Origin of the sequence: Desulfothermobacter acidiphilus (assembly GCF_052073645.1) — a bacterium.
Taxonomy (GTDB): Bacteria; Bacillota; Desulfotomaculia; order Desulfotomaculales; family Ammonificaceae; genus Desulfothermobacter; species Desulfothermobacter acidiphilus.
In genome coordinates this window covers 70,879-95,923 of sequence record NZ_CM125440.1, presented here as the reverse complement: position 1 = coordinate 95,923, position 25,045 = coordinate 70,879, and the positions used below count along the sequence as shown (strand labels likewise).

At 59.5% G+C, this 25,045-nt stretch carries 29 protein-coding genes and 2 pseudogenes; all 31 read right to left on the bottom strand.

All coding sequences use genetic code 11. From position 1 onward, the window contains the following. Positions 1-46: 46 nt before the first annotated feature. A complete protein-coding gene (locus ACTLLP_RS00580; protein ID WP_441059749.1) occupies positions 47-2,344 on the bottom strand; it encodes an O-antigen ligase family protein in 2,298 nt (765 codons plus the stop codon). Between the two features lie 57 nt (positions 2,345-2,401). Continuing rightward, positions 2,402-3,490, bottom strand: a complete 1,089-nt coding sequence (gene fliY / locus ACTLLP_RS00575) for a flagellar motor switch phosphatase FliY (RefSeq protein WP_441059747.1) — start codon at positions 3,488-3,490, stop codon at positions 2,402-2,404. A gap of 6 nt (positions 3,491-3,496) precedes the next feature. Continuing rightward, positions 3,497-4,471 (bottom strand): flagellar motor switch protein FliM, encoded by a 975-nt coding sequence (fliM, locus tag ACTLLP_RS00570; RefSeq protein WP_441059745.1) that lies wholly within the window; start codon positions 4,469-4,471, stop codon positions 3,497-3,499. 10 nt (positions 4,472-4,481) lie between these two features. Further along, entirely contained in the window at positions 4,482-4,853 is a 372-nt protein-coding gene (locus ACTLLP_RS00565) for a response regulator (protein WP_441059743.1), read from the bottom strand. 19 nt (positions 4,854-4,872) lie between these two features. Next, entirely contained in the window at positions 4,873-5,478 is a 606-nt protein-coding gene (locus ACTLLP_RS00560) for a chemotaxis protein CheC (RefSeq protein ID WP_441059741.1), read from the bottom strand. Between the two features lie 23 nt (positions 5,479-5,501). Continuing rightward, positions 5,502-6,272 (bottom strand): CheR family methyltransferase, encoded by a 771-nt coding sequence (locus tag ACTLLP_RS00555; RefSeq protein WP_441059740.1) that lies wholly within the window; start codon positions 6,270-6,272, stop codon positions 5,502-5,504. Positions 6,273-6,277: 5 nt separating this feature from the next. Beyond that, positions 6,278-6,778 (bottom strand): chemotaxis protein CheD, encoded by a 501-nt coding sequence (locus ACTLLP_RS00550; RefSeq protein ID WP_441059738.1) that lies wholly within the window; start codon positions 6,776-6,778, stop codon positions 6,278-6,280. A 14-nt stretch (positions 6,779-6,792) separates the two neighbouring features. After that, positions 6,793-7,563, bottom strand: a complete 771-nt coding sequence (locus tag ACTLLP_RS00545) for a flagellar hook-basal body protein (RefSeq protein ID WP_441059736.1) — start codon at positions 7,561-7,563, stop codon at positions 6,793-6,795. Then, entirely contained in the window at positions 7,490-7,927 is a 438-nt protein-coding gene (locus ACTLLP_RS00540; protein ID WP_441059734.1) for a hypothetical protein, read from the bottom strand. The genes ACTLLP_RS00545 and ACTLLP_RS00540 overlap by 74 nt, the downstream gene beginning before the upstream one ends. Next, positions 7,924-8,667, bottom strand: a complete 744-nt coding sequence (locus tag ACTLLP_RS00535) for a sigma-70 family RNA polymerase sigma factor (protein ID WP_441061527.1) — start codon at positions 8,665-8,667, stop codon at positions 7,924-7,926. Before ACTLLP_RS00535 ends, ACTLLP_RS00540 begins: the two co-directional genes overlap by 4 nt. 22 nt (positions 8,668-8,689) lie before the next feature. Beyond that, the gene (locus tag ACTLLP_RS00530) at positions 8,690-9,352 is read right to left on the bottom strand and encodes a flagellar brake protein (protein ID WP_441059732.1); all 663 of its coding nucleotides are present in this window, start codon (positions 9,350-9,352) and stop codon (positions 8,690-8,692) included. A gap of 17 nt (positions 9,353-9,369) precedes the next feature. Further along, positions 9,370-10,215 carry a MinD/ParA family protein gene (locus ACTLLP_RS00525; protein ID WP_441059731.1) on the bottom strand — a complete coding sequence of 282 codons (846 nt, stop codon included), beginning with the start codon at positions 10,213-10,215 and terminating at the stop codon, positions 9,370-9,372. Continuing rightward, positions 10,196-11,242: a flagellar biosynthesis protein FlhF gene (locus ACTLLP_RS00520; RefSeq protein WP_441059729.1), complete on the bottom strand. Its 1,047-nt coding sequence runs from the start codon at positions 11,240-11,242 to the stop codon at positions 10,196-10,198. Before ACTLLP_RS00520 ends, ACTLLP_RS00525 begins: the two co-directional genes overlap by 20 nt. Further along, the gene (flhA, locus tag ACTLLP_RS00515) at positions 11,232-13,283 is read right to left on the bottom strand and encodes a flagellar biosynthesis protein FlhA (RefSeq protein ID WP_441059727.1); all 2,052 of its coding nucleotides are present in this window, start codon (positions 13,281-13,283) and stop codon (positions 11,232-11,234) included. Before flhA ends, ACTLLP_RS00520 begins: the two co-directional genes overlap by 11 nt. Before the next feature lie 5 nt (positions 13,284-13,288). After that, complete coding sequence (locus ACTLLP_RS00510; RefSeq protein WP_441059725.1) at positions 13,289-14,359, bottom strand: EscU/YscU/HrcU family type III secretion system export apparatus switch protein; 1,071 nt, start codon at positions 14,357-14,359, stop codon at positions 13,289-13,291. After that, positions 14,360-15,127 (bottom strand): flagellar biosynthetic protein FliR, encoded by a 768-nt coding sequence (locus tag ACTLLP_RS00505; RefSeq protein ID WP_441059723.1) that lies wholly within the window; start codon positions 15,125-15,127, stop codon positions 14,360-14,362. Between the two features lie 4 nt (positions 15,128-15,131). Further along, the gene (locus ACTLLP_RS00500; RefSeq protein WP_441059721.1) at positions 15,132-15,404 is read right to left on the bottom strand and encodes a flagellar biosynthetic protein FliQ; all 273 of its coding nucleotides are present in this window, start codon (positions 15,402-15,404) and stop codon (positions 15,132-15,134) included. 12 nt (positions 15,405-15,416) lie between these two features. Beyond that, the gene (fliP, locus tag ACTLLP_RS00495; protein WP_441059719.1) at positions 15,417-16,073 is read right to left on the bottom strand and encodes a flagellar type III secretion system pore protein FliP; all 657 of its coding nucleotides are present in this window, start codon (positions 16,071-16,073) and stop codon (positions 15,417-15,419) included. Next, entirely contained in the window at positions 16,060-16,407 is a 348-nt protein-coding gene (gene fliO / locus ACTLLP_RS00490; RefSeq protein ID WP_441059717.1) for a flagellar biosynthetic protein FliO, read from the bottom strand. Before fliO ends, fliP begins: the two co-directional genes overlap by 14 nt. Continuing rightward, positions 16,400-16,744 carry a FliM/FliN family flagellar motor switch protein gene (locus ACTLLP_RS00485; RefSeq protein WP_441059715.1) on the bottom strand — a complete coding sequence of 115 codons (345 nt, stop codon included), beginning with the start codon at positions 16,742-16,744 and terminating at the stop codon, positions 16,400-16,402. The genes fliO and ACTLLP_RS00485 overlap by 8 nt, the downstream gene beginning before the upstream one ends. Positions 16,745-16,754: 10 nt before the next feature. Continuing rightward, the gene (locus ACTLLP_RS00480) at positions 16,755-17,195 is read right to left on the bottom strand and encodes a flagellar basal body-associated FliL family protein (protein WP_441059713.1); all 441 of its coding nucleotides are present in this window, start codon (positions 17,193-17,195) and stop codon (positions 16,755-16,757) included. A gap of 15 nt (positions 17,196-17,210) precedes the next feature. Then, positions 17,211-17,351, bottom strand: a pseudogene (locus tag ACTLLP_RS00475) (flagellar basal body rod C-terminal domain-containing protein); the annotation flags it as partial. Between the two features lie 276 nt (positions 17,352-17,627). Then, positions 17,628-18,152: pseudogene (locus tag ACTLLP_RS00470) on the bottom strand (flagellar hook-basal body complex protein); the annotation flags it as partial. Positions 18,153-18,168: 16 nt separating this feature from the next. Then, the gene (locus ACTLLP_RS00465) at positions 18,169-18,567 is read right to left on the bottom strand and encodes a flagellar hook capping FlgD N-terminal domain-containing protein (RefSeq protein WP_441059711.1); all 399 of its coding nucleotides are present in this window, start codon (positions 18,565-18,567) and stop codon (positions 18,169-18,171) included. Positions 18,568-18,583: 16 nt separating this feature from the next. Next, entirely contained in the window at positions 18,584-19,777 is a 1,194-nt protein-coding gene (locus ACTLLP_RS00460; protein WP_441059709.1) for a flagellar hook-length control protein FliK, read from the bottom strand. Between the two features lie 6 nt (positions 19,778-19,783). Then, positions 19,784-20,224: a flagellar export protein FliJ gene (locus tag ACTLLP_RS00455; RefSeq protein WP_441059707.1), complete on the bottom strand. Its 441-nt coding sequence runs from the start codon at positions 20,222-20,224 to the stop codon at positions 19,784-19,786. 2 nt (positions 20,225-20,226) lie between these two features. Continuing rightward, positions 20,227-21,546: a flagellar protein export ATPase FliI gene (fliI, locus tag ACTLLP_RS00450; RefSeq protein ID WP_441059705.1), complete on the bottom strand. Its 1,320-nt coding sequence runs from the start codon at positions 21,544-21,546 to the stop codon at positions 20,227-20,229. After that, positions 21,543-22,217, bottom strand: coding sequence for a FliH/SctL family protein (locus ACTLLP_RS00445; RefSeq protein WP_441059703.1), 675 nt, complete (start codon positions 22,215-22,217; stop codon positions 21,543-21,545). The genes fliI and ACTLLP_RS00445 overlap by 4 nt, the downstream gene beginning before the upstream one ends. Further along, positions 22,201-23,214 carry a flagellar motor switch protein FliG gene (gene fliG / locus ACTLLP_RS00440; RefSeq protein WP_441059701.1) on the bottom strand — a complete coding sequence of 338 codons (1,014 nt, stop codon included), beginning with the start codon at positions 23,212-23,214 and terminating at the stop codon, positions 22,201-22,203. The genes ACTLLP_RS00445 and fliG overlap by 17 nt, the downstream gene beginning before the upstream one ends. A 15-nt stretch (positions 23,215-23,229) precedes the next feature. Continuing rightward, a complete protein-coding gene (fliF, locus tag ACTLLP_RS00435) occupies positions 23,230-24,738 on the bottom strand; it encodes a flagellar basal-body MS-ring/collar protein FliF (RefSeq protein ID WP_441059699.1) in 1,509 nt (502 codons plus the stop codon). A gap of 21 nt (positions 24,739-24,759) precedes the next feature. Next, complete coding sequence (gene fliE / locus ACTLLP_RS00430) at positions 24,760-25,044, bottom strand: flagellar hook-basal body complex protein FliE (RefSeq protein ID WP_441059697.1); 285 nt, start codon at positions 25,042-25,044, stop codon at positions 24,760-24,762. Between the last annotated feature and the right edge of the window lies 1 nt (position 25,045).

Here is a 25,045-nt window from a genome sequence, read left to right as displayed (position 1 = left end):
CGTTGCAAGCCCTCCGCGAAAGCGCAGCATAGTATTCTAAAACTTCTTAAGCCAGCACCGGGAGCTTGCTGGCCTGTTGCAGCCACTGATCAAAATTGGGCGTTAACTTTTTCCCTTCCTCTACGTAGGGCTGAGCCTCCGATGACTTGCCTTCCTTTTCCAGCGAAAGCACCAGCCAGAGCAAAGCCTGAGCTTTGATGGTCTTATCCTTCTCGCTCTGCAGCTGGGGCAAGAGCGCCAGGATTTCCGCCTCCGCCTGAGCGTACTTGCCCAGGAAGTAATTCGATCCTCCCACTACCACTCGAATGGTGGGCGTGGGAGCCAGGTAAGGTGCCACTACCCACAGCCGTTTCTCTTCCGGGGTGACCTTGGCCATCTGCTGCTGAATCATCCCGGGCACCTGCAGCGCTTGGTCGAAGAGAGCGCGAGCTTCCTCGCGCTTACCATGGGAGAGCTCCATATAACCGCCGTAGAAAGCGGTAGTGGCCAGGAGCTCGTAGTTCTGAATGCGGAAGGGTGCCATGCGGACCGCTGTTTCCGCCGCCTGCACCGCCTCGCGGTAATGGCCAGCCTCTTTTAACGCCTCGGTTAGTACGATGTAGCTCTTCTCGTTATAGCGGCTGAGCTTGACCATCGCCTGGGCCTCTTTTACCGCCGCTTCCGGGTTCTGCTGCCATAGGTAAATATTGGACAGCAACTCGCGGTAATCGGGATTTAATGGATTGTAGCTCACGGCCTTCATGGCCAGCGCCTGAGCTCGGCTCAAATCGTGCTGCTGCATGGCCTGGGTCGCGGCCAGAGCTGCATTACCCGCCAGAGTCAAAGTGGTGCCCAGCAAGACCAGCAACAGGGAAAAAGCTCCCACCGCCACCAGGGGAGCTGGCGAAGGACGGAGCAGTCGCGCCTTGCGGCGGGCACGCTTGCTCACTTCCTGCGGTTGCCGGGCGGAGAGCTCCAGCCCGGTTATCACTCCGAAAAGGGAGAAAAGCAACAGAGTCAAAGCCGCCAGAGCTAGGTTAAAGTCGAGGGCAGCGTGGATACCGATGGCCAGCGCAGCCACGGTGCTTGTCCATACCAGCAAGCGCTCGCGGGGGGCAGCAGCCTGATAGAGCCGGTGAGCCGAGCGAAGGAAGAAAAACCACGCTGCCAGCAGCACCAACAGCCCCACGATCCCCGTTTCCACTCCCACCTGTAGGTAGTAACTGTGCACCTGAGTGGAGTTATAAAGGTAATGCTGGAAGGCGCGGTAGGCCTCCTGCCAACCTCCTCCTCCCCAGCCCAACCAGGGACGAGCCGCCATCATTTCCAGAGCGTCGCGATAAAAATATAAGCGCTCGACGGCGTTACGGCCGTGGAGCAAATTCCAGAGCAGGGTTCGCCAGTGGGGCTGGGCCAACACCGCCCCCGCACCGGCTACCAAGAAGAGCAAAGGAACTCCCCACCAAACGGGAGGGGGCACGCGATCCAAGGGGTTAGGCCAACCGCGGTAAGTACCGTAATCGACTAACCACTGGCAGCCCAAGGAAAGCAGAGTTCCTAGAAGGATTATCCCCCAGGCGGCATCGAAGCGGCCAGCCGAGGCCAAATGGGTGAAACTCAAGCCGGCCAACAGTCCCCACAGGTTGGCCTGCAACAAATGCAGGCTCCAAGGGCGGCGTGCCTCGCGGGGAAGACGCCACCACAGAAGAGGCAGAATTAAAATCAGGGTGAGAACCCCACCGTGCGACTTGGCCCCCCAGAATACGGCCGCCAGCAGAAAGTTACCCAGCGCCAGGCCGTAAGAAGAATAAGCTAAACCGCGCCAGTGCGGTCCCTCCCTCCAAGATTGGTACCAGAGATAAGTTCCCAATAACAGCAAAGCCAAGAGAAAACTGGCCAGCGCATTGGGATATTGGAAGGAAGAGTAAATACGCCCGTTAAGGAAGCCATCGCGGATGAAAATAATCTGGGTAGCCGTGGCCAGACCAGCCAACGCCACTCCCACCCCAGAGAGCCAGAAAGTGTAAAACAGCTTCTCCGCCCGCTCGCCCGTGTCCACCAGGCGAGAAACGGACCAAAAAACCGTGAAGTACAAGGCGTACTTCACCACATCGTTAAGGGCCAGCCCCTTATTGACCGCCAAGGGCAAAGTCGCTACGTAGATCAGCATTAGAGCCAACATCGCCCCGTCCAGAGGGTGCTCGAAGAAGCGGGTCCGGCGCTGCCCCCAACGGTAAAGATAAACCAGGAAAAAGCATAAAGCAGCCACAATCAACGCTTTTTCCTGGTCGGGAGGGAAGAAAAGGCCACGAAAATAAGGAGCCAGGAAGAGAAGGGTAAGAAGAACCCACCAGGCAACTACCACCTCAACACCGTCCTTTCCCGAGCTTTCTCTCCATTTTAAGTTCCTTCCCGGGAAAGATCAACGCTCTTGCGGGCGGGCCAAGTAGCGGAGACGCTCCTGGGGGGTAATGATGCTGGTGATGCGCACGCCAAAATTCTCTTCTACCACCACCACCTCTCCCCGGGCTACCAGCACCCCGTTGACCAGCACCTCCACCGGCTCATCTACCAGCGCTTCCAACTCCACAATGCTCCCTGGACCCATTCCCAGGATCTCTTTTATGGGGCGGCGCGTCCGTCCCAGGACCACCGAGACCTTAAGCGGAATGTCTAATATAAGCTCCAAGCGAGAGCGCTCCCCTTCGGGAAGAGGAAACCCTGCTGGCGAGGAGGAGTCTCCCTTCGCCGGAGCGTAAACGGGCGAAGGGGCCTCCGTCGGAGCTCCGGCAGTTTCCGGAGGGGTTTCGGCAGCGGCGGCTGCCCCCCCGGCTTGATCAAGCCCCTGCCATAGGAGCGAAGCCTCTTCCCTCGCCGTGGCCACCGATAGAACCCGCATGATCTCGGTGTCTAAAAGATCCTCGATGGCCATGCGAAAGGAAATGACGGCGATAGGGTCCTCCACCCCCAGATCGTTGACCGTAGCCTGCTCCCCTTCGCGGGCAAAGGTGCGCACCTTGGGGGGAGCTATGCCCACCGTGCGACGGTAAACGTCGGCCAGCGAGGTAGCCGCCGCTCCCATCATTTGGTTCATGGCCTCGGCCACGGCGCTGATCTCGATCTCACCCAGAGTATCGGAACGCCGGCCCTCGCCCCCCATCATGAGATCGGCTATCACCGAAGCATCCTCCACCTTCACCACCAGCAAGCTAGTCCCCTCAAGCCCTTCGGTGTAAGAAACGGACACGATCAAGTAAGGGACCACGAAGCCTTGCAGCAATTCCTCCTTAGTGGTCACCCGCACCTGGGGGCTGGTTATTACCACCCGCCGCCCCAATATTTCCGAAAGGGCGGTGGCAGCTGCCCCCATGGCTATATTCCCAATCTCTCCTAGAGCATCCTGCTCTTTGTTAGTCAGGCCAGGACCCACCGGCTCATCGGACGGAGCCATCTCCGGATCCTTGAGAAGAGCATCGATCTCCTCCTGACTGAGAAAATGTTCGTCGTGCACTTAAATTTAGCCCCCTTCCGCCAAACCCGTAATCTGCACTGCCAGACGCCGCCCCAGCAACCCTGGCTGGGCCCGGTAACGTTTTACCTGGCCCACCAACACATCCAGATCTTCTCCAAAGCGCCGATCCAGCACCACCACGTCGCCTTCAGCCAGGCGCAAAAATTCTTGCACGCTCAAAATACTCTCGCCCACCAGCACCGTCATATCCAGCGGCACCTTACCCAGCCAATACTGCAAGTTCTGGATGGCCGAAGCATCCGGCGGCTCGGAGGGCCGCATGTGGTAGAAGCGCGAGAGCTGGCTCAGGACCGGCTCCAATGTTAAGTGGGGGAAGCAAAGATTTATAAGCCCCCGGGATTCCGCCCCCACGGTGGTGGTCAGGGTGATCACCGCCACCACTTCGCTGGGAGAAATAATCTGCTGCAACCGGGGATTGGTTTCCACTCCCTCCACTACTGGGTTCACCTTAAAAACATCGCGCCAAGCGAAGGACAGATTTTCTAGCAATTTTTCCGCTAGACGCTGCCCCACCGAAATCTCGATCTCAGTGAACTCGCGCAGCTTATCCGGCATCTCCCCAGTCCCGCCGAAAAGCAGATCAATTACCGGAAAGAGAAAGCTGGGGTTAGTTTCCATAACCGCCGCTCCCGGCAGGGGGTCCAAAGTGAAGACGGCCAGCAAAGTGGGAGTGGGCAGCGAGCGAATAAAGTCGTCAAAGGTCAGCTGATCCACCCCACTAACCGCTACCGTGACGTTAGAGCGCAGGTAGCCGGAGAGAAAGCCGGAAAGAATGCGAGCCCAATTCTCGTGCAGGAGCTGCAAGGTTCGCAACTGCTCCTTGGAGAACTTGTTGGGGCGGCGGAAGTCGTACCTCTTAGGAGCTCCCTGCTCTTCTGGGAGATCTTCCTCCGAGACCTCTCCCGCAGCTAGGGCCGCTAGCAAGGCGTCTATTTCCGCCTGCGACAATACGTCGGCCATGCTCTCCCCCCTAATCGTCGCGGGCCAGAACCCGTTCCAGGGCTTGCAAAATACGCTCCTGCTGGAAAGGCTTAACGATGAAATCCTTGGCCCCAGCCTGGATGGCTTCCATCACCATGGCCTGCTGCCCCATGGCGCTGACCATCACGATTTTGGCGTTGGGGTCAACAGCCTTTATCGCCTTGACGCCCTCGATGCCGTCCACTTCGGGCATGGTTATGTCCATGGTCACCACATCGGGCTTGAGCTGCTGGTACAGCTCTACTGCTTCCCGGCCGTTGGCTGCCTCCCCTACCACTTCGTAGCCGTTTTTGGTGAGAATATTCTTGATCATCATTCGCATAAAAGCCGCATCGTCTACTACGAGCACTCTTTTACTCATGGATTAAATCCCTCCTCGTCTAAAGGTTCTCGGCCGCCAGGCCCAGGGACTGGAGCAGGGTAGCCAGAGAAGCGGGCGTAAGGAAAAGGAAAAAATGAGCGGTGATAGCCCTTCCATCCAGCAGGAACTCGGTTTCTAGGAAAAGCACTCTATCGGCAATAACCTCCCCCGCCACTAAACTAGTGGAAACAATCGAGGCCAGCATATCGTAAGCGTAAAAGGGCACATCAGGCGCAAAGGTAAGTCCGGTAAAATCACTTATGGCCGTGAGGAAATTGCCGGTTAATATATTGCCGATCTCCTGGAGCACCGAGGCACCCGCCGGGGTCAGAGCGAAGAGATCGGTCACTTGCTCTCCGGTAAGACGCTCCACCAATTCCAGGGCACTGGGAGAGGAGAAAGCGAAGAGCACGGTGCCCTTGACCTCACCCCCTACCCGCACCAGCACTCCGGCCACCGGCTCCTCCGGATTCCCCATCGCGGCGAACACGCCCTCTAAAGGAACCAGACGAGCCAGGGGCACGGTGATCAACACCTTGCTCCCGATCAGGTCGGCTAGAGCCGTGGCCGCGTTACCCACGCCTATATTACCAATTTCCTGCAAGACCTCCAAGTAAGTTTCCAAAAATCACCCTCCCCTTTTAGCAGCTAATTAACCTTTTGATAAAGAGAGGCGTAGCGGCGCTCGAACCCTACCTCGCGATAATTAAGGATGGTCTCGCTGCCGCCCAAGAATAGATACCCGCCTGGGCGTAGCGCCCGTTGAAAACCGGCCAGCACCCGATCCTGGGCCTCTTTGGTGAAATATATAAGGACGTTGCGGCACAGAATTAGGTCGTAATTTTGACCATAGGGGTCGCGCAAAAGATCATGCACCCGAAAAAGCACCCGCGCTCTGTACTCGGGACGGAAAACATAGCGTCCGTCCAAGGGAGTGAAGAAGCGGGCCAGGCGCTGGGGCCCCACATTGCGCAATAGATCGGCAGTAAAAACCCCTTCTCGCGCCAACGCCAGAATCCGCGGGTTAACGTCGGTGGCTTCCACTCGGTGCCGCCTTCCCGGAGTAATTTCCTCCAGCAATATGACTAAAGAATAGGGTTCAGCCCCGTTAGCACAGGCCGCGCTCCATATCTTGAGCAGAAACTGTTCGCGCAAAAGCTCCGGCAAGGCTTTCTCCTCCAGCCACCGGAAGAGGTGGGGGTCACGAAAAAACTCGGTCACGCTGATGGTGAGATAAGCCACCAGATCGCGAAGGCAAGCCGGGTCACTTTGCAAACGCTGCAGGTAGGCTTCGTAAGACGCCACCCCCAAGCGGGCCATGTATGCTTCCAAACGACGCCTGAGTTGGTTTTCCTTATAGCTACTAAGGTCAAAACCCAGATGCTCCTTCACTTTTTCGCGAAAGGCGTAGAAGTCCATTTCCCCTACAGCTCCTTTGGACTAGCTCCCAAGGTTTTGATGATCACTTTGCCCGTGGAGGTGTCCAGCACCATAGTGCGTCCCCGATTGCCGCCTACGTCGGCAGCAATCAATTTTATACCAGCAGACGCCAAAGCCTCCTTCACCGCTTTGACATTGCGCTCCCCTATGTTCACCATGCCCTCAAACATCTGAGCTCCGCCAGCGATCTTGGCTTCCAGCAGCCGCCTATCCGCTCCCAGTTTTAAAAGTTCGGCCAGCAATAGGGGCACTCCGGTATCGGCGAATTTAGCCGGGTGCGAATTGCGGGTAAATTCGCTGGAGCGAGGAAGCATGACGTGCAAGAGCCCTCCCACTTTCTTTATCGGGTCGTAAAGGGCCACTCCCACACAGGAACCTAGGCCCAAAGTGATTAGGACCAAAGGCGCACGCCCCACTTTTAGCTCAGCTATACCCACATATTCCTCGGTGGTAGAATTGTTTGCCGAAAGACCTTGCGCCGCCAAGTTCAAGCCCCCTACTACTTAGCCGTTTGGTTGATGATCCGGTTCAGTAAATCGTCATGGGTTCTGAGCACCCGGCTGGAAAGCTGGTAGGCGCGGAGGCTCTCCACCAGCCGGCTCATGCTCGCCGCCAGATCCACGTTGGACGTCTCCAACCAACCTTGCCGCACCTGGGTACCGGTGGCCGGGGCCAGGGTTCCCCTACCCAACCGGTAGTAATTTTTCCCCTCTTTGGCCAGAATTCCGTTGTCCCAAACCGCCGTCCCTTTGGGCTGGTCAGGGATCACCCGCACCACCAACAAGCGCCCCACCACCCTACCACCCACCGTCACCGTGCCGTTAGCCTCGAGGTGAAAGGGCTCTTCCCCCACTTGAATAGGATCGCGGTTTTCTCCCAGCACCCGGTCACCTGCGGCTGTCACCAAATAACCTTCCCGGTCCACGAAAAGGCTGCCACTGCGGAACAAGAGCTCCTGGCCATTAACCCGCGCCACCAGAAAGCCGTCCCCAGCCAGAGCCACATCGCGGTAGTTACCGGTTTCCTCCAGAGCTCCTTGAGTGAAATCGGTCCAAGAGCTCTCGGGCAGAGTGCCATAGTTGGTGGTGCCTATGGGTGTCGGCCCCGATTGCTCCAAGCGATAGAGCAGAATCTCGGAGAAAGAAGTGACCGCCAAGCGATCCTCCTTGAAGCCAGGCGTAGAAAGATTGGCCAGGTTATTGGCCGTCACGTCCAAAAGATTCTGCTGCTGGTTTAATCCCGTACCCGCCGTGTATATTCCTCTTATCATGGTTCACCCCTCCTTGCCAGCGTCCTAAGCGAAGCATGAGCTCCACCTCGCCCTTGCTTTTGCCCCAGCGTCGGGCTAGCTCGGTGAGCTCCTCTTTTTCCTCCGGGGCCACCAGCTGGGCTTGCTGGCGCCAGAGCTGCTCCAGCCGCTGCCCTTGCTCCCTTATTTCCCGCAGGTCGCGGGACAGCACCTGCAAGCAGCGCTCAACGTCGTTCAAGCGCTGCTTGCAGGTGCACTCTTCTCCCGCCGAGAATTCCTCCAAGGCCCCCGCGAAACTCTGCTGCCGACGCCACAGAAGCAAGCCGGCCAGCACGGCCAGGCAGAATCCCAGCAGAAAAGCCAGCGCTGCGGCCACCCAGATCAATCTTTTCCCCCCCCGGTTAGAAACTCTCGCAATCGGGCCAGAGCGCGGGTGTGCAACTGGCACACCCGCGACTCCGAGATGCCCAGCACCTCCCCTATTTCCCTCAGGGTTAGTCCCTCTTGATAGTAAAGCGAGAGAACAAGTTGCAAGCGCTCTTCCAGGCGGCCAACGGCCGCGGCTAGGACCTCCAGGTCTTCTCGTTCCAGCACCTCTTCCAGCGGGTCGTTGCCGGAGGGGTCCGCCAGAAACTCTTCCCAGGAAGAACGCCCTTCCACCGACCTAGCTTCCTCCAGAGACAAGGAATTGAAAGCGGCGAAGTAGCGCCCTATCCGGTCCACCTGCTCCGGTTCCCAGCCCAACTCGCGGGCCGCTTCTTCCGTCTTGGGACGGCAGCCCTTTTCTCGCTCCCAGCGCTCCTGCACCTGGAGCAAAGCCTGCATTTGCTGCCAGGTGCGGCGGGAAAAGCGCGCCCAGCGCCGCACTTCGTCCATCATGGCCCCCCAGATGCGGTAGCCGGCGTAGGCCTCAAATTCCACCCCCTGGGAAGGATCAAAACGCTCCATGGCTGAAAGCAGTCCCATGATCCCTGCCCCCTCGATGTCCTCCAGCGAAACCCAGGAGGGCAGGCGCACTGCCATCCGCCCTACCAGATACTTGACGAGGGGGAGGTAGCGTTGCACCAACTCCTCCTGGCTCGAAGTATCTCCTCGCTGCTTGTAAGCTATCCAGGCCCGATCCACGGCCAAAGGATACACCTCCCCTTCAGCTGAGACGCCGCTTTTCCATCATGCGCCAGAACACGTAACTGAAGATCTTATCCTTCTGGCTGCGGGAAAGTTGCAGGAATTCCAGCCCCAGGTGGTAAAGCCGTTTTCCCTCTAGCACTACCGGTTCGCAGCGGGCCACCCGCGCCGGGGTAGCGATCTCCAACTCCTCGTTGCGTAGAGGAAGGCGAAAACGTACCCAAAGGGTGCTACCCGGCTCGTAAGCGCGCGGCGAGGCGATTCGCACCCCCCCGGCGCTTAAATCCAGCGCCAGGGTCGGTTGCCAGGCTGGCTCCTCTCCTTCCCGGTAAGGGGCGAACTCTACCGGCATAGTCTCGTAAAGTCGGACATCCCGCCGCCGCTGCACCCGTTTGACCGTGGTAGGCAAGGTCAGGGCGTAGAGAATCACCTTGCCCTCTTCCAGCCGAGCTCGAACGGTTGAAGAAAACCAAAAGCACTCGCTCTCCCCTGGAAACAGAACCTTAACCCGATCTCCCACCTCCAACATTAGGGGAGAGCGCTGGCGATAAGGCAAAGCGATGAAGATGGCCTCGTCGGTGATGTCCTCCACCGTGGAAACGTAGTAATCCTCCTCGCCTGCGCGCGCCACCTGCACCCGCTGACTCACCGTTAATTCGGGTAGCTGCGATCCTTCAGGCAAAGCCTTTTCCCCTCCTTTTAAGTAAAGATCTTGCACAGACGGCGGAAAAAGCCATCCAGGCCCCGGTCGCAAGCGGACTTCCCCTCCAGCTGACTAGCGATCTTTTCCAGTTGGCGAGCGGCGGGAGCGAAGGGGAAGCGCAACACCAGAGGGTGCTGCTCCTTAACCGCCTGCCCCACGTTGCGATCTTCCGGCAAGAAGCCTAGATAAACCGGCTCCCACTGCAAAAAGTGGCGGCAGGCCAGCTGGAGCCGCGAAGCTACCCGCTCGGCTTCCCGCCCGCTGGCGCGGTTGACCACCAGAAACACCCTGGGCATCGGTCCCCGCCGCTGTAGCACTTTCAGCAAGGCGTAAGCATCGGTCAGAGAGGTGGGCTCGGGGGTTAGCAACAACAAGACCTCTTCGGCCGCAGCCACGAAATCCAAAACCAGCGAATCGATTCCTGCCCCGGTATCCACCAGCAAAAAGTCGGTATCGGATTGGAGGAAAAGCAGCAGGGCCAGCAGTCTTTCCCTTCCCTGCTCGTTCAGTTGGGCTAATTCCTGCACTCCTGACCCTCCGGAGATAAGCCTCAACCCTCCCGGAACCGGGTGAAGCAAATCCTCCACTCGGCGGCCTCGATACAAGTAATCGTAGAGAGTGCAATTAGAGCTCACCCCCAGCAAGATTTCGGCGTTGGCCAGGCCCAGATCGGCGTCGAAAAGGATGACCTGGTGGCCCCTCTGAGCCAACAGGATACCGAGATTGACCGCCAGGCTGGTCTTGCCTACCCCTCCTTTACCGGAAGTGATGGCCAGCACGCGTGAACCAGCCTTTTGCCGCCGGGTCACCAGGGTCTTAAGCTTATGTGCCTGATCGCGCATGACACTCTCCCCTCTCGACCAACAGCCGAGCCAGCCTGCGGGGGCTGAGGAACTCGATATCGTCCGGAACACTTTGCCCAGTGGTGATATAGAGGGCGGGGACCCGCAGGCGGTAAACCAGGCTGAGCATAGCCCCCCAGGAATCGGTCTCGTCCAGCTTAGTGAAGACCAGCTTGTTATAGCCCAGTTCGCGGAAAGCCTCCGCCGTCCGCACCATATCCCGGTAACGGGTGTTAAGGCTCAGCACCAAGCCCACACCTCGGGAAGGAGGGAGCACCTGCAAAAACTCCCGGAGTTCAGCGATTTCTTCCCCTCTACGACCGGGGCGCCCCACAGTGTCCACTAAGAAGTGATCCGCCTCCGGATAACGCTGTAGCAGATCGCTTAACTCAGCCGGAGTCATGGCCACGCCGAAAGGCAGCCCCATAACCTCGGCGTAGGTGCGGAGCTGCTCCACCGCCCCGATGCGGTAAGTATCAATGGTGAGCAACACTACCCGGCGGTGCTGGTAAAGGCTCAGCCGCGCTGCTAACTTGGCCAGGGTGGTGGTTTTCCCCACCCCGGTGGGGCCTACCAGGGCTAGCACCCGCTCCAGTTCCCCAACCGAGTAAAAAGGACTTATTAGCTCCGCAATGCTTTCCTCCAACGCTGGCTCCTCCCCGTCACCGTCCAGCCTTTGCAAGATTAGTCCCAGGAGTTCGTTTTCCACCTCCAGGGCCGCGAGACATTCCTGCCAGCGCCGTGCCCCGGGTGAAAGCGAGCGTGGCACCTCCTCTTGCGGTCGCTGGGCCAGCCGGTGGATCAACGCTTTTACTTCGGTCAGTTCTCGCTCCAACCAGCCCATGGAGGAGCTCTCCTCCCGCCGCTGTTCGTCCACCGCGGCCACCACCTCCAGGCAACTCTCCCAGAAGCGGGGCAGACCCCTCACCCTCCGGGTGGAGATGATCACCGCTTCCGGCCCCAGATCGCGCCGGATGAAGCTTAAGGCCTCCTGCATATCTCGCGCCCGATACTTCTTAACCCGCATTCCAGTCCACCGTCCCCACCGCTTCCACCGCCACCTGCGGCCAAACTTCCCGGTAAGAGATGACTGCCACCTGGGGGAACTTGGGCGCCACCAAGCGCCGCAGCAGCAGACGCGCCCCCGGAGCGCAAAGAATGACCGGGGGCAAACCGCGGCGCAAAGCGCCCTCCACCGCTTGTCCTACTTTCTCCAGCAAGCGTTGCAACTCTTTCGGATCGAGCACCTTCCCCTCCTCCTTGGCCTGGAAAAGCCTTTCTTCCCAGCGCGGGTGCAGGGTGAGCACCGCAAGCTTACCCTCCCGAGCATACTGTTGGGTTATGACCCGCGCCATGGCCGCCCGCGCTTGCTCCAACAGGAAATCGGGGTCGCGGCTGAGCGGGGCGGCGTCAGCCAGAGCCTCCAGAATGCTTACCAGGTCCCGCACCGGCACCCGCTCTTCCAGTAGTCCCTGCAACACCTTTTGCACCTCCCCCAGACCCAGAAGGCCCGGCACTAACTCCTCCACCAGGGCGGGATACCTTTCTTTAACCGCGTCCAGCAACTCGCGCACTTCCTGGCGACCCAGCAACTGAGCAGCATTTTGCTTGATGAATTCGGCCAGGTGGGTGGCCAGCACCGCCGACGGCTCCACCACAGTGAAGCCCAGGGCCTCCGCTTTAGCCTTATCCGATGGAGGAATCCACCAGGCGGGCAGGCCAAAAACCGGCTCTTTGGTGGCGATGCCGTCCAGCTGCGCTTCCCCCATCGGGCTCACCGCCAGAAGGTAACCCGGCAGGAGTTCCCCCCGCCCCGCCTCCACCCCGCGCAGGCGGAAGATGTAAACGTTGGGAGGAAGCTGGAGATTGTCTCGGATACGCACCGGACGAACGTAAAGCCCCAGCTCCGCTGCGCTTTGTCTTCGCACCGCAGCTACCCGGGCCAGCAAATCCCCGCCCTGTTCCTCTTGGGCCAGCGGCACTAAACCGTAACCCAGCTCTATTTCCAAAGGCTCCACCTGGAAATAGGTGAGAACATTCTCCGGTTCCACCCTCTTTTCCCGGGGTGGTTCGGCTGGCTTGGCCGGCACCCGCCGCTTGCGCTCCTCCTCCAGGAAATACCCCAGAGCTCCGGTAACTCCGCCGATGCCCAGCAGAAGCAGGTGGGGAAGGCCAGGTGCCAGGGCCAGGAGAAGGAAAATGGCAGCAGCAACAAACAGAAGGCGGGAAAAGGCGGCCAGCTGACGCGGGAGCTCCTGACCGAAAGCGGCCTCTGCCCCGGAGCGAGTGACCAGAACCCCCGCCGAGGTGGAAACCAACAGGGCAGGGATCTGGGTTACCAATCCCTCGCCGATGGTTAGAAGGGTGTAAGTGCGTAGGGCAGTAGTGAACTCCATCCCCCTGATGGCCACTCCCACCACGAAACCGCCCAGGATATTGATGAGGATGACCACCAGGCTGGCAATAGCGTCGCCGCGCACGAACTTGGCCGCGCCGTCCATGGCTCCGAAAAAGTCGGCCTCGCGTTGCAAGCGCCGCCGGCGCTCCCGGGCCTCGGCTTCGGTGATCAGTCCAGAATTGAAGTCCCCATCAATGGCCATCTGCTTGCCCGGCAGGGAATCCAGGCAAAAGCGAGCCGCCACCTCCGCCACCCGGTTAGCGCCGTTGGTTATCACCACGAATTGCACCACGGTAATGATGAGGAAGATGACGAAACCCACCACGTAACTTCCCCCGACTACAAAGCTGCCGAAAGCGTGGATAACTGCCCCGGCCGAAGCCTGCCCCAGAATGAGGCGGGTGGCCGCCACCTCCAGCGCCAAACGAAAGAGGGTGAGCACCAGCAAGACCGTGGGAAAGACAGAAAACTGCAAAGGCTCCACGGTGAACAAAGTCACCAGCAGGATCACCATGCTCAAAGCCAGGTTGCTGAGCAAAAGCAAATCGAGCACCACGGGGGGTAAGGGAACAATGATGAGCAAAACCAAGCCCACCACCATTCCCGCCACCAAAAGATCCCCGTAGCGACTAAACACCCTCTCCGCCGCAGCGTAAATACTCGAACGCATCTACTCTAACCTCCGTGTTCCCGACGTCGGAGACGATAGACCAGCGCAATGATCTCCGCCACCGCCTGATACAGGGCAGGGGGGATCTCCTGCCCCACCTCCACCCGCCGGTACAAAAACTGAGCCACTGGGGGGTTTTCCACCACCGGCACGCCGCTGGCGCGGGCGAGTTCCTTGATTCGCTGCGCCAGCACCCCCGCGCCCTTGGCCACCAATTGAGGTGCGTTCATAGGCGGCTCGTACTTCAGGGCCACTGCTAGGTGCACCGGGTTGGTTATCACCACCGTGGCTCGGGGCACCACCTCGCGAATGCGGTTCAGCGAGAGTTGGCGCAATCGCCGCCTTATCCAGCCCTTCATAAGAGGGTCGCCTTCGGTCTGGCGAAACTCCTCTTTCACCTCGGTTTTAGTCATCATGAGTTCCTTGCGGTAGCGGTTGCGCTGGTAGAAAAAGTCCAGAACCCCCAGCACCGCGTAGGCCATGGCCACTGTAAGCCCCAGGCGCAATAGCGCTCCTGACATCAGGGAGAAACCAGCCAGCGGAGGCATTTCTAGCAGCAAAAAGAAGCGAGGCAGCTCCTGCCAGACGACCATCCCGGCCACCCCGCCCACCAGCAGCAGCTTGAAAAAGGCCTTGCCCAGCTCCACTAAACCCGACGACGAAAATATGCGCCCCAGCCCCCGCAACACATTAATCCGATCCAGCTGGAACATGACCAGCGAAGGCGAAAAGACAAACCCCACTTGGGCCAAATTGACTCCCACGGCCAGCACCAAAGCCAGCAGAAAAAAAGGAGCTAGCATTTCCAGCAGCACCCGGCCCCAGAAGGCCAGCGCCGCGGTGGCCGCCGCGATCGTCAGATCCTCGTTCAGCGAAGCGAAGGAGTGATGCAGGTTCTGGGCCAGGGTCAAGAGCGCCCTCTCCTTGAGCCAGTAGCAAAGCAGGACCGCCGCCAGGCAAAGCAGCGCCCCGGTCAACTCGGCAGAGCGAGCCACCTGCCCCTTACGCCTTGCCTCCTGCAGTCTTCGAGGAGTAGCGGGCTCGGTTTTATCTTGTCCCGAACCCAACAGTCCCACCTAGCTCAACCCCCTGACCAACAATGTCATATCGTGGGAAATCTCCAGTAACAACTTTCCGATCACCGTCCCCAGAGCAGTGGATAGCAGCCCCAGCAGGAGCAACGAAGCCCCGATCTTGAGCGGAAACCCCAGCATGAACACGTTTATCTGGGGCACCATTCGCACCATCAACCCCAGAGAGGCGTCGATCAGCACCGTCACCGCCAGCACCGGAGCGGCCAGTTGCAGAGAGGCGGACAATAATCCTCCCACCAACTGGGTAACCAGCCAGGCTGTCCCCCCCTTCATCACCGCCCCCCCCAGCGGCAACAATTGATAGCTACGCACCAGAGCCTCGATCACCAACTGGTAGGCGTCGGTGGAAAAGAGGAGCACCGTCCCCAGCAAAAAGAGAAATTGGGCCAGCATAGTGTCCTGCGCCCCTCCAAGAGTTAAGAGCTCCGCCATGCCAAACCCCATCTGCAGCCCCATGATATAACCGGCCGTCCTCAAGATCTGAAAGGCTATACCAGCAACGAATCCGAGGGCCAGGCCAACTACTAGCTCCACCATCCACCACCATATCCACCCCCAGGCCCCGGTGGGCCAAGTCTGGTTCGGTGGCAGCAAAGGTGCAACCATAAGGGAAAGGCCCATCGCCACTCCCAGGCGCCAAAGCACCGGCAAACCGGGCAGGGCCAGGGGAGGAAAGGCAAGAGTGAACCCCAGTAGGCGCGCCCCCACCAGAAGGTAAAGTAAATAAACGTGGCCCAGCGCCTCCGGCATCGCGTTAGCCTCCCGTCAGCCCGGCGAAGCGGGTCATAACTTCTTGAGTGAAGGCGATCAGCAAACGCATGAAGAGAGGAAAACCCAGGGCCAGGGTTAGGAACACCGCCACGATCTTAGGCACAAAGGAGATCATTTGGTCCTGGATCTGAGTGGTGGCTTGGAGGATGCCCACCACCAAACCAACCAGAGCGCTGACCAGCAGAGCAGGGCCCGCCAGCAGCAATACCAGAAACAGCATCTTGTTCACCATATCCAGCGCCATGGCCTGTGACATTTACCCACCCCCTCAGTGGAAACTCTCCACCAGTGATTTGACCACTAGGTACCAGCCGTCCACCAGCACGAATAGCAGGAGCTTGAAAGGAAGCGAAATCATCACCGGGGGCAGCATGAACATGCCCATGGACATGAGCACGCTGGCCACCACCATGTCGATCACCAAGAAGGGCAAATACAAAAGGAACCCCATGGCAAAGGCGGTTTTGAGTTCGCTGATCAAGAAAGCAGGGATGAGCACCCGCAAGGGAATCGCCTCCCGATCAACCGGCTGAGGGATATGGGCTAGGTTGACGAACAGTGCCAGATCCTTCTCCCGCACCTGCCGTAACATAAACTCTTTCACAGGAGCCAGACCCCGCACCTCGGCTTCCTGGCGAGTTATCTGGTTAGCCAGATAAGGCTGGATCGCTTCCCGATTGATGCGCTCGTAAACCGGGGCCATGATAAAGACGGTGAGAAAAAGAGCCAGTCCCACCAGCACCTGATTGGGCGGAGCCTGGTGAGTGCCCAAAGCGTTGCGGAGGAGAGAAAGCACGATCACGATGCGGGTGAATGAGGTCATCAAGATTAGGATAGCCGGCACCAGGGAAAGGATGGTGAGGAGGAGCAGAATCTTCACCACATCCACCACTTGAACCGGATTGTCCAGATTAATCGGAGGCACGGCGCTTCCCCTCCTGCCAGCGCTTCACCCAATGATTAAGGTGCTGGGCAAAGGGTTCCGTGGCCGGTGGTTGGTATTTCCCCTCTAACTCCCGGAGCAAATTGACCGCTCCCTCCCCGTGCCCGATAAGGTAATAGCGATCTCCCACCCGGACCAAGGTCAAGACCGCTTTGGGCCCCAGAGGTATCTGCTCCACCACCTCCAGGTACTGCCCTCGCCGGCCGGGAAGAAAGCGGTGGCCCCAACCGTAGCGCAGGGTCAGATAGATGAGCCCCAGCACTAGTGGCAGAAATACGATGAGTTTGACTAAAGCCCACCAAATTTCCTTACTCACCCTTATCCTCCCCGCCTTCTGAGCCAATCCCCGGGGAAGGGAAAACCTGCAGCAACCGCACCACAAAGCGGTCGTTGATCACCAGCACTTCCCCCCGCCCGAAAACCTGACCATCCAGCAGCAGGTCCACCGCCTCCCCAGCTACTCGATCCAGGCGAATGACCGATCCCTCCCGCAGCCCCAGGAGCTCCTGCACCGTCAGAGTGGAACGCCCCAGCAAGGCCGTTAACTCCAGAGTCACCTCCTGCAAGAGTTCCAGGGCAGTGGTGACCTGTGGTTTCCAGGTTTTCTCCGCCGCGAAGGGGTGGAACACCACTTTAGATACTTTTGCCTGCATAATTTGCCCCCTACTGGGCCAGATACTCGGTGAAGTAGACCTCCTTCACCTTATCCCCGCCCAGATAAGCGTTAAACTTTTCCCGGAGTTCGTCCTTGAGCCGGGAAGGATAGTCGGGCTGCATCACCTCGGCGAAGGTCTTATGCCGAAGAAACTGGATGATTAGGTCCCGGAGCTCCACTTTCTTGGCCTCGACCTCCTTAGCTACTTTCTCCTCCGCCGGCACAGCCAGCACCACTGTCACTCGCAAATAATGATTGGTGTCGTGGTCCGCCAGGTTGACTACGATGCTATCGAGGGAAATCGCTTTGAGGGGGGGCGGGGGAGGCGGGGAAGGTTTTTTGCCTGCCACCAGCTTCACTCCCAGAAAAACGCCACCCCCCACGGCCAGCAGTGCCACCACCAGGAGGAGGATAAAACCTCGCTTGCTTTTCTTAGCCTTATCCGCCAAATTTATCACCCACGCTTAGCGTTTGAGGTTAACCAACTCCTGGAGGAGCTCGTCGGAAGTGGTGATCACCCGGGCGTTGGCCTGGTAGCCCCGCTGGGTGATGATCATGTTGGTGAACTCCTGCGCCAGGTCCACGTTGGACATCTCCAAGAAACCAGAGCGGACATACCCGCGGCCGTCAGTTCCGCCGACGTCGAGGACAACGGAATTTCCATTATTATCCTTGAGCGTGCTGGGGTCTGAGTTCAGGTTCCCATTACTGTCACGCCAAGCAGTAACGTTGGGGGTTATGTCCCAGAGGTTCCCCCCCACCCTCTGCAGGCTCTCCGGATTGGCGAATATGGCCAGGCCGATGTAGGCGCGTTGGTTATTTGCAGGAACGCTATTGCCAATCTTTATGGTTAGATTAGAAGGAATTAAAGAAAGTTCGCCGTTGGAGCCTATAGAGATTGACTGAATTTTGTCCGGAGCGGGTGGATTTCCACTATCGGTGCTAACTATTTGAATATCTCCAGTACCGTTTTTGGTAATAGTAGGAGGACTTTTAGTGGTATCGACAGTAGCTAAAACACCCTGCACTCTGTAGCCCTGGGCGTTTACCAGGTAACCTTCCTTGTCAATGTAAAACGTGCCGTCGCGGGTGTAATAGATGTTGCCATTGACATCCTTCACGGCGAAAAACCCGTTCCCTTCGATGGCCAGGTCCAAGGCCCGGCCGGTGGTCTGGAGCGCCCCCTGGGTCATGATGTTGTCGATGGCCGCTAAACTCACGCCCAGGCCCACCTGGGTGGTATTGACCGCCGAGCGCCCCAGGGTCTGGGAGAGAATATCCTGGAAGTTGGCCCTGGCCGCCTTGAAACCCGTGGTGTTGACGTTGGCGATATCGTTAGCAACAACATCCATACGCACCTGGTGCACCCTCAGCCCGGAAACTCCGGAAAAAAGCGAACGTAGCAAGGTAAATCCCTCCCTTTTACCAGACTTCCTTGACCGCCGACAGAGGATACTCCTGGCCTTCGATCACCAGGCGAATCTTTCCATCCTCCAGCCGAACTTTTTCCACCGCTCCCGTTACTGCCGAACCGCTCGCTTCTACCGCCACCTTCTTCCCCACTAAACCGGCCCCCTGACCCAGTTCCATCCACTTGCTGAAGCTGTCCAGACTGGAGGTCAAGCGCGTCATCTGCTCTAAAAGAGCCAGGCTGGACATCTCGGCAATGATATTTTCCGGCTTGGGGGGCGAGAAGGGGTCGGGGTGGCTGAGCTGGGCCACTAATATCTTGAGGAAAGTGTCCTTGTCCCAACGGGAAAAAGAAGCTCCGGCAACACCCGCCGCCCCGGCCGGGGTGGCCATTATGGCGTTAACGTCCACACCTTCACCTCCCTGTTCACACCCAGTAATTGAAACCCTTTTCCCCTTCTTCAGTGCGCTCCTCTGGCACCGCTACCCGCAACGCCGTCCGGGCCGGCTGCCCCTGGTCTCTCGGCAGTTGATGCCCCCCACCCGCATCTACCAACACCGCCACCTCTCCTAGCGACACCCCGACTCGCGCCAGCTGTTGCTGGAGCTCCGGCAGGGTGTGAAGGATAACCTCTTTGATGCCCGCTTCGGGAGCCCAGAAGTGGAGCTCCAGCTTTCCCTCCGTTAAAGTCAGGTGGGCTACAATGCGCCCCAGTTCCGGAGGCTCCAGTTTGAGTTGCAGCTGCAAAACTTCCCCCTCCCGATGCCAGGAGGTGACGCGGCTCAAAATCTCTTGTGTCAGCCGCTGGGGAAGGAACTCCGGTGGGCAGGGCTGTTCCAGCGCCGCTTTCGCGCTGTCACCGAAAAGTAGAGGCGGTGAAGAAGGAGCGCAACGCTCTTCTACCCGCAAGCTTTGCTCTACCTGCCTGAGCGGTTCCGACACCGCTCGTTCTACCTCTCCACCGGAGATGGGCGCGGTCTCAACGCCGGCTACGGAAGCCCCCTGCGTCGCCGGGGGTGCAGAGGCCAGCAAAGCGGAATAAAGATAAGAGCTCCGGGGTAAAAGCGCCGGAGGCTCCCCGGTCACCGCCTCTCCCGGCGGAGAAGACGCGAGTAACCCCTCCAACGGCGCCGCTGAAGCCCCGGAAACCCCAGGTGAAGCGGAGGCGGGAGAGGAAGGAGCAGGCGGCTCCGTCTCTAAGGAAAACACCTCTTCGCCCGGACTCCCCGTTGCCTTCCCTAGAAAAAGCGCTGCCGGAGAAGCGAAGACCGGTAACCCGACCGCCAACCTTCCCGCCGGCGGAGAAGACGCGAGTAACCCACCCAATGGCGCCGCTGAAGCCCCGGAAACTCCAGGTGAAGCGGAGGCGGGAGAGGAAGGAGCAGGCGGCTCCGTCTCTAAGGAAAACGCCTCCTCGCCCGGACTCCTTAACCCCCCACCGATCGAGGAAGAATTCTCGGCCTGATCGCCTTCCGACACCGCTTCCCCGGCGGGCGCTATGGCCAGCAGGGCCAGCAGGAGAGAAGAGAGCACGGTGGCGAAGTCCGCTATCTCCTGATCTGGGGAAGCCGGACGGATTAAAGAGTTGCCGGTAGCGGGAGCCACCCCGTTAATTTCCACGGCCTTTCACCTCCTTTCTTCTAGCCAGCGGTGGTTGAAAGATAGGCACGCCACCTCATCCAGTTGGCGGTTTTCCCGCAGCCTCTCTTCCGCTCGGAAGGCAGCGTAGCGGCGCTCCTTGAGCTTTTCCACGGTTAAGCGCTCCCGGCGAGCCGTCAGCACGCTCTCCCGCTGCTCCGCTTCCGCCCTCTGGGCTTGCTCCAGGGCCTGGGCCACGCGCCGGATCTCCTGGCGTAGCTGCTCCCGGTAGCAGAACCACTGCAGTCGATCCCACCAATCCTCTCCAGCTTCCTCCTGCGAAGCTTCATAAAGATCAGCCAGGCGCCCCAGCTGGGCCTCTTCCTCCCGGGTGCAATTGATCCGCCGGGCCAGCTCCACGATCTCCCTTTCTTCGGCCGCCGCTCGCACGCGCAAGACGGTTTCCAAGCGAAAAACGAAGCGCTTCAAGCTTACCTTCCTCCTTCCACCAGCCGAGACAGGTTGCCAACGCATTCGGAGAAAGAACAATACTCTTCCGGTTTCTGCCGGAGAAAAGCGTTGAGGGCCGGGTAGACAGTGATAGCCCGGTCCACGGTGGGATTGGAGCCAGCAACATAAGCACCGATGTTAATCAAGTCTTCGGCCTGCCGATAGGCGGCCAGCAAGCTGCGAAGGTAATCAGCCCTCTCCCGGTGCTCCGGAGCCACCACCGAGTTCATGAGTCGGCTCACACTGGCCAGTATGTCGATAGCCGGATAATGGTTAGCCTGGGCCAATTCTCGGCTCAGCACGATATGCCCGTCCAATATGCTCCGTGCGGCATCGGTCACGGGTTCGTTTAAATCGTCTCCCTCCACCAGCACCGTGTAGAAACCGGTGATGGAACCTCTGGCCGCGTTGCCAGCCCGCTCCAGCAAGCGGGGCAACAAGGCAAAGACCGAAGGAGTGTAGCCCCGGGTGGTGGGCGGCTCTCCCACTGCCAATCCCACCTCCCGCTGAGCGAAGGCGAAACGCGTCAGGGAGTCCATGAGCAAGAGCACGTGCCGCCCCGTGTCCCGGAAATACTCCGCGATGGTGGTGGCGACGAAAGCTGCCCGCAACCGCAAAAGCGCCGGCTCATCCGAAGTAGCCACCACCACCACCGACTTGGCCAGCCCCTCCTCACCTAGGTCCTTCTCAATAAACTCCAGCACCTCGCGTCCCCGCTCCCCCACCAGAGCAATCACGTTAACATCGGCGCTGCCAAAACGGGCAATCATGCCCAAGAGGGTACTCTTACCCACCCCGCTGCCAGCGAAAATCCCGATCCTCTGCCCGCGGCCGCAGGTGATGAAGGCGTCGATGGCTCGCACCCCAGTGGCGAAGACTTCTTCGATGCGGCGCCGGGCCAGGGGGGAAGGAGGGCGGTTGTTGACCGGAAGCGGCGCGCCGGAAGGAAGGGGCTTGCCATCGATGGGCTCGCCCAGGCCGTTGAGCACTCTACCCAGTAAATGCTCTCCCACCCGGACGGTGAAGGAGCGACGGCGCGGGTAAACGCGGCAACCAGGGCGGACGCCGGCCAGCTCGCCAAAGGGCATGAGTAAAACCACTTCTTCCCGGAAACCGGCCACCTCGGCTACCACATGCTTACCAGGAACCAGTTCCACCAGGCAGACTTCGCCCACCGAAGGTTTTATCCCGCGAACCTCCAGAGTTAGCCCCACCACCTTGCTCACTACCCCCACCGGCTGGCAGAGATAAGGAAGTTCTTCTACCCGGCGCCGGCAAGCCGCCAGATCGAGCAAGCTCACACCCCCTTCAGACTTTCCATCAGGGTCTCCCAGCGCGCCTTGAAAGTGGAATCCACCACACCCTGATCGGTCTCCACTTGACATTCACCCCGGTTCAGGCGCGGATCCGGCAGTAAGTGCAGCGCCGCCCCCTCCGGGAGCAGAGACTCCAATTCCTGGCGATGCGCCTGGCACAGCTCTAGATCCTCCGGGTGTAGCAAGATCAGGAAGTAGGAGCGGTCGCGCACCAGGGAGAGGGCCTCTCGCACCAGATTCAGCACCGCCTCCGGGTGCAGCTGCAGCTCAGCCGCCACCAGGCGCCGGGCCATGGCCACCGCCAGTTCTAACAGTTCCGGCTCGAGTTGCTCCAGTAGACGGCGGCGCTCCTCCTCGGCTGCCGCCACCGCCTGACGCGCCCGCTGCACCAGCTCCTCCGCCTCCAACCGCGCCGCCGCTAGCCGAGCTTCGGCCTCCTTCTGTATCCGCCCCGCTTCCTCCCGAGCTCGGGCCACCTGGGCTTCGACCTCCGCCCGGAGCGCGGCCAGGAGCTCCTCCTCCGAGGGAGCGCTTTCCGGCTCCTCCGGCTCTTTCACCGGTGAAGGTGGGGAGAGCTCCTTCAGCGGGAGGGAACGCAAGCTTATCCGGCCGCTCTCCCACCGCTGGAGCACCCGGGAATTATAAGACCAAGGCATCTTCGCCCCCCCTTGCGATCACTATCTCGCCCGCCTCTTCCAAAGAGCGAATAATCTTCACGATCTTTTGCTGCGCCTCTTCCACCTGGCGCAGGCGCACCGGCCCCATGTACTCGAGTTCGTCCTTGAGCATCTTTCCCGCTCGCTGGGATAGATTGCGGAAAATGCGGTTCTTCACCTCTTCGGTAGCGCCCCGGAGAGCCACCGCCAAATCCTTCATATTCACTTCCCGCAACACCCGCTGAATGGACATATCGTCCAGCTTGACTATGTCCTCGAAAACAAACATCCGCTTCCGCACCTCGTCCGCCAGCGCCGGATCGCGGGCCTCCAACTCCTCCAGCAGGTTTTTCTCGGTGGCGCGGTCCACCATATTGAGGATGGTTACCAGCGATTCGATGCCGCCCACCTGCGACTGCTCGGGAGCGAAGACGGTGGAGAGTTTCTGCTCTAGCACCCGTTGCACTTCGTTGATTACCTCGGGCGAAGTGCGCTCCATAATGGCGATGCGGCGGGCCACGTCCACCCGGAGTTCAGGAGGCAAGGCGGAAAGAATAGCTCCTGCCTGACCGGCATCCAGGTGCGCCAAAACCAGAGCGATGGTCTGCGGGTGCTCGTTGCGGAGAAAATTGAAGAGGTGCCGGGGATCGGCTTTACGCAAGGTGCGGAAAGGAATGATGGCCGCCGTCTGCGTCAGCCTTCTTATGATCTCCTCAGCTTTATGCGGGCCCACCGCTTTCTCCAATATTTCCCGAGCGCGCTTGACTCCGCCGTGGATGATGTGAGCTCGCGCCTCCTGCAATTCCAGAAACTCCTCCAGAATCCCATCGCGCACCTCTTGGGGTACCCGACCCAGGTTGGAGATGGTGTAGGTAAGCTGCTCGATCTCGGCCTCAGAAAAACCGTGGCGCAGCACCTTGGCTGAAAGATCGGTGCCCAAGGTCAGTAGCAAGACCGCCGCCTTTTGCAAGCCCTTTAGATTGATCTGCTTGGCCATGACCTACCTCACCTCTTACTCCTCGGAGCGAAGCCACACCTTGACAATCTCTGCCACCTCTTCCGGTCGCTTCTCCGTGAGCTCCTTTACCTGGGCAAACTTCTCGTCGGTGGGAGGGGGTGGCACAGCGGTGACAGCCACCGGCACCACTTCCTCCCCCGCTGGGACTTCGGGGGCGCGACGCCAGCGCCGCCGCAGCAACAGGAACACCATCAGCAAGAAGAAGGCTCCCAACCCTGCTCCTGCCAGAGTGTAAAGCCGCTTCCGAGCCGCCTCTTCCCGAGCCTTGGCCTCCGCCTGAGCCATTTGTGCTTCCGCTTGCTGCTGGAAGGTGCGATCGAAGGGAAAACTGTCCACCGTGATCTGATCTCCCCGCTGCGCGTTGTAGCCCAGGGCCGACGCCACCAGATTCTGCACTTTCTGCATGGTGGCCGGGTCCAGATTGCCGTCCACCACCACCGAAGCGGTTAGGCGGCTGAGCCGGCCTGGCACCTCAATAGTTTGCTCCTTCCGCTCGCCCACCTGGAAGTTGCGAGTGGTCTCCTGTTTGGAGTAATTTTGCCCGCCCACAGCTCCCGTGGGATAAGGGGGGGCTACATTGGAAGGGGTTCCGGCCGCGCCCCCAGCTCCTTGAGCTGCCCCCTGCTCAGTCACCGTACGCTCACTGACCGGCACCTGGCCCTGGGGAAGCACCGTGATCACCTCTTTGCGGCTAAAATCGAAGTCAGCGTTGACCATGACCGCCGCTTTATCCGGTCCCAGAATCTGGTTCAGCAAGTTCCTGGCCCGCCGCTCCAACTCTCTCTCAAAGGCCAGCACCATTTCCTGTTGGTTCCGCACCAGGACCAAATCTCCGCCCTGAACTGGCGGGGTCAGCACCTCGCCCCGGGTATCAACCACCCGCACCTCGTCGGGCTTGAGTCCCTGCACCGCTCCGCTAACCAGAGCCACGATCCCTTGCACCTGCTCCGGCCCAAGCTTCACCAAGGGCTTGAGCTTGAGCACTACCGAAGCAGAGGGCTTAGGAGGCTCAGTGACAAAGGGGCTGCGAGGCGGCAAAACTAGATGCACCCTGGCATCCTCCACTCCCTGGAATTGCATGATGGTGCGACGCAGTTCCTCCTGCAGCGCCCGCTGGTAATTCACCTGCTCCTCGAAGTCAGTCACTCCCAGACGAGTTTTGTCGAAGAGCTCGAACCCTTTTCCTGCTCCGGGCAGCGCTCCTTTAGCCGCCAGTTCGGCCCGCACTTTATAGACCTGATCCCTGGGCACCAGGATGGTGGTTCCGCCCTCGGTCATCCGGTAGGAGATCTTCATCTCCTCCAATTTTTGCACCACAGCCCCAGCGTCCTCTGGAAGCAAACCTTTAAAGAGCGGCGCGTAATTTAACTGAGACAGATAAAGAGGGAGCCAGACGCAGCAAACAACAAGCGCCGCCCCAGCTACCGCCAGAGCCACCCGCTGGGCCGGGGTGAAGCCAGCCCAGCGCTCCTTCCACCGCTCCCACACTGGCTTGGTCGCCAACCCCATCCCTTCCCCTTACGCTCAAATCTGCATACGAGATATTTCCTGATAGGATTCCACCAGCTTATTGCGTAGCTGCACACTCAATTCCAGCCACAGGCGGGCCTCCTGAGCCGCGATCATAACCGTGTGTAGCTCGGCCTCGCCTGTGAGGAAATCGCGTAAAGTGGCGTTAGCCTTGTTCTGGCTTTGCTCCAGCTGGTCAAGAAAGCGATTCAGGTGGTCGGCGAAAGAAACTTTCTTCCCCCCCGCCATTACGGAGGGAGACTCTACGCCTGCCGCCCAACTTATCGGAGTAATCGCCATA

Coding starts and splice junctions, on each gene's coding strand:
- ACTLLP_RS00545 (WP_441059736.1), bottom strand. CDS start 7,563: ATGATAAGAGGAATATACACGGCGGGTACGGGATTAAACCAGCAGCAG.
- ACTLLP_RS00500 (WP_441059721.1), bottom strand. CDS start 15,404: ATGTCACAGGCCATGGCGCTGGATATGGTGAACAAGATGCTGTTTCTG.
- flhA (WP_441059727.1), bottom strand. CDS start 13,283: ATGCGTTCGAGTATTTACGCTGCGGCGGAGAGGGTGTTTAGTCGCTAC.
- ACTLLP_RS00555 (WP_441059740.1), bottom strand. CDS start 6,272: ATGGACTTCTACGCCTTTCGCGAAAAAGTGAAGGAGCATCTGGGTTTT.
- ACTLLP_RS00520 (WP_441059729.1), bottom strand. CDS start 11,242: ATGCGGGTTAAGAAGTATCGGGCGCGAGATATGCAGGAGGCCTTAAGC.
- ACTLLP_RS00565 (WP_441059743.1), bottom strand. CDS start 4,853: ATGAGTAAAAGAGTGCTCGTAGTAGACGATGCGGCTTTTATGCGAATG.
- fliG (WP_441059701.1), bottom strand. CDS start 23,214: ATGGCCAAGCAGATCAATCTAAAGGGCTTGCAAAAGGCGGCGGTCTTG.
- ACTLLP_RS00485 (WP_441059715.1), bottom strand. CDS start 16,744: ATGCAGGCAAAAGTATCTAAAGTGGTGTTCCACCCCTTCGCGGCGGAG.
- ACTLLP_RS00445 (WP_441059703.1), bottom strand. CDS start 22,217: ATGCCTTGGTCTTATAATTCCCGGGTGCTCCAGCGGTGGGAGAGCGGC.
- fliM (WP_441059745.1), bottom strand. CDS start 4,471: ATGGCCGACGTATTGTCGCAGGCGGAAATAGACGCCTTGCTAGCGGCC.
- ACTLLP_RS00525 (WP_441059731.1), bottom strand. CDS start 10,215: ATGCGCGATCAGGCACATAAGCTTAAGACCCTGGTGACCCGGCGGCAA.
- fliE (WP_441059697.1), bottom strand. CDS start 25,044: ATGGCGATTACTCCGATAAGTTGGGCGGCAGGCGTAGAGTCTCCCTCC.
- ACTLLP_RS00505 (WP_441059723.1), bottom strand. CDS start 15,127: ATGCCGGAGGCGCTGGGCCACGTTTATTTACTTTACCTTCTGGTGGGG.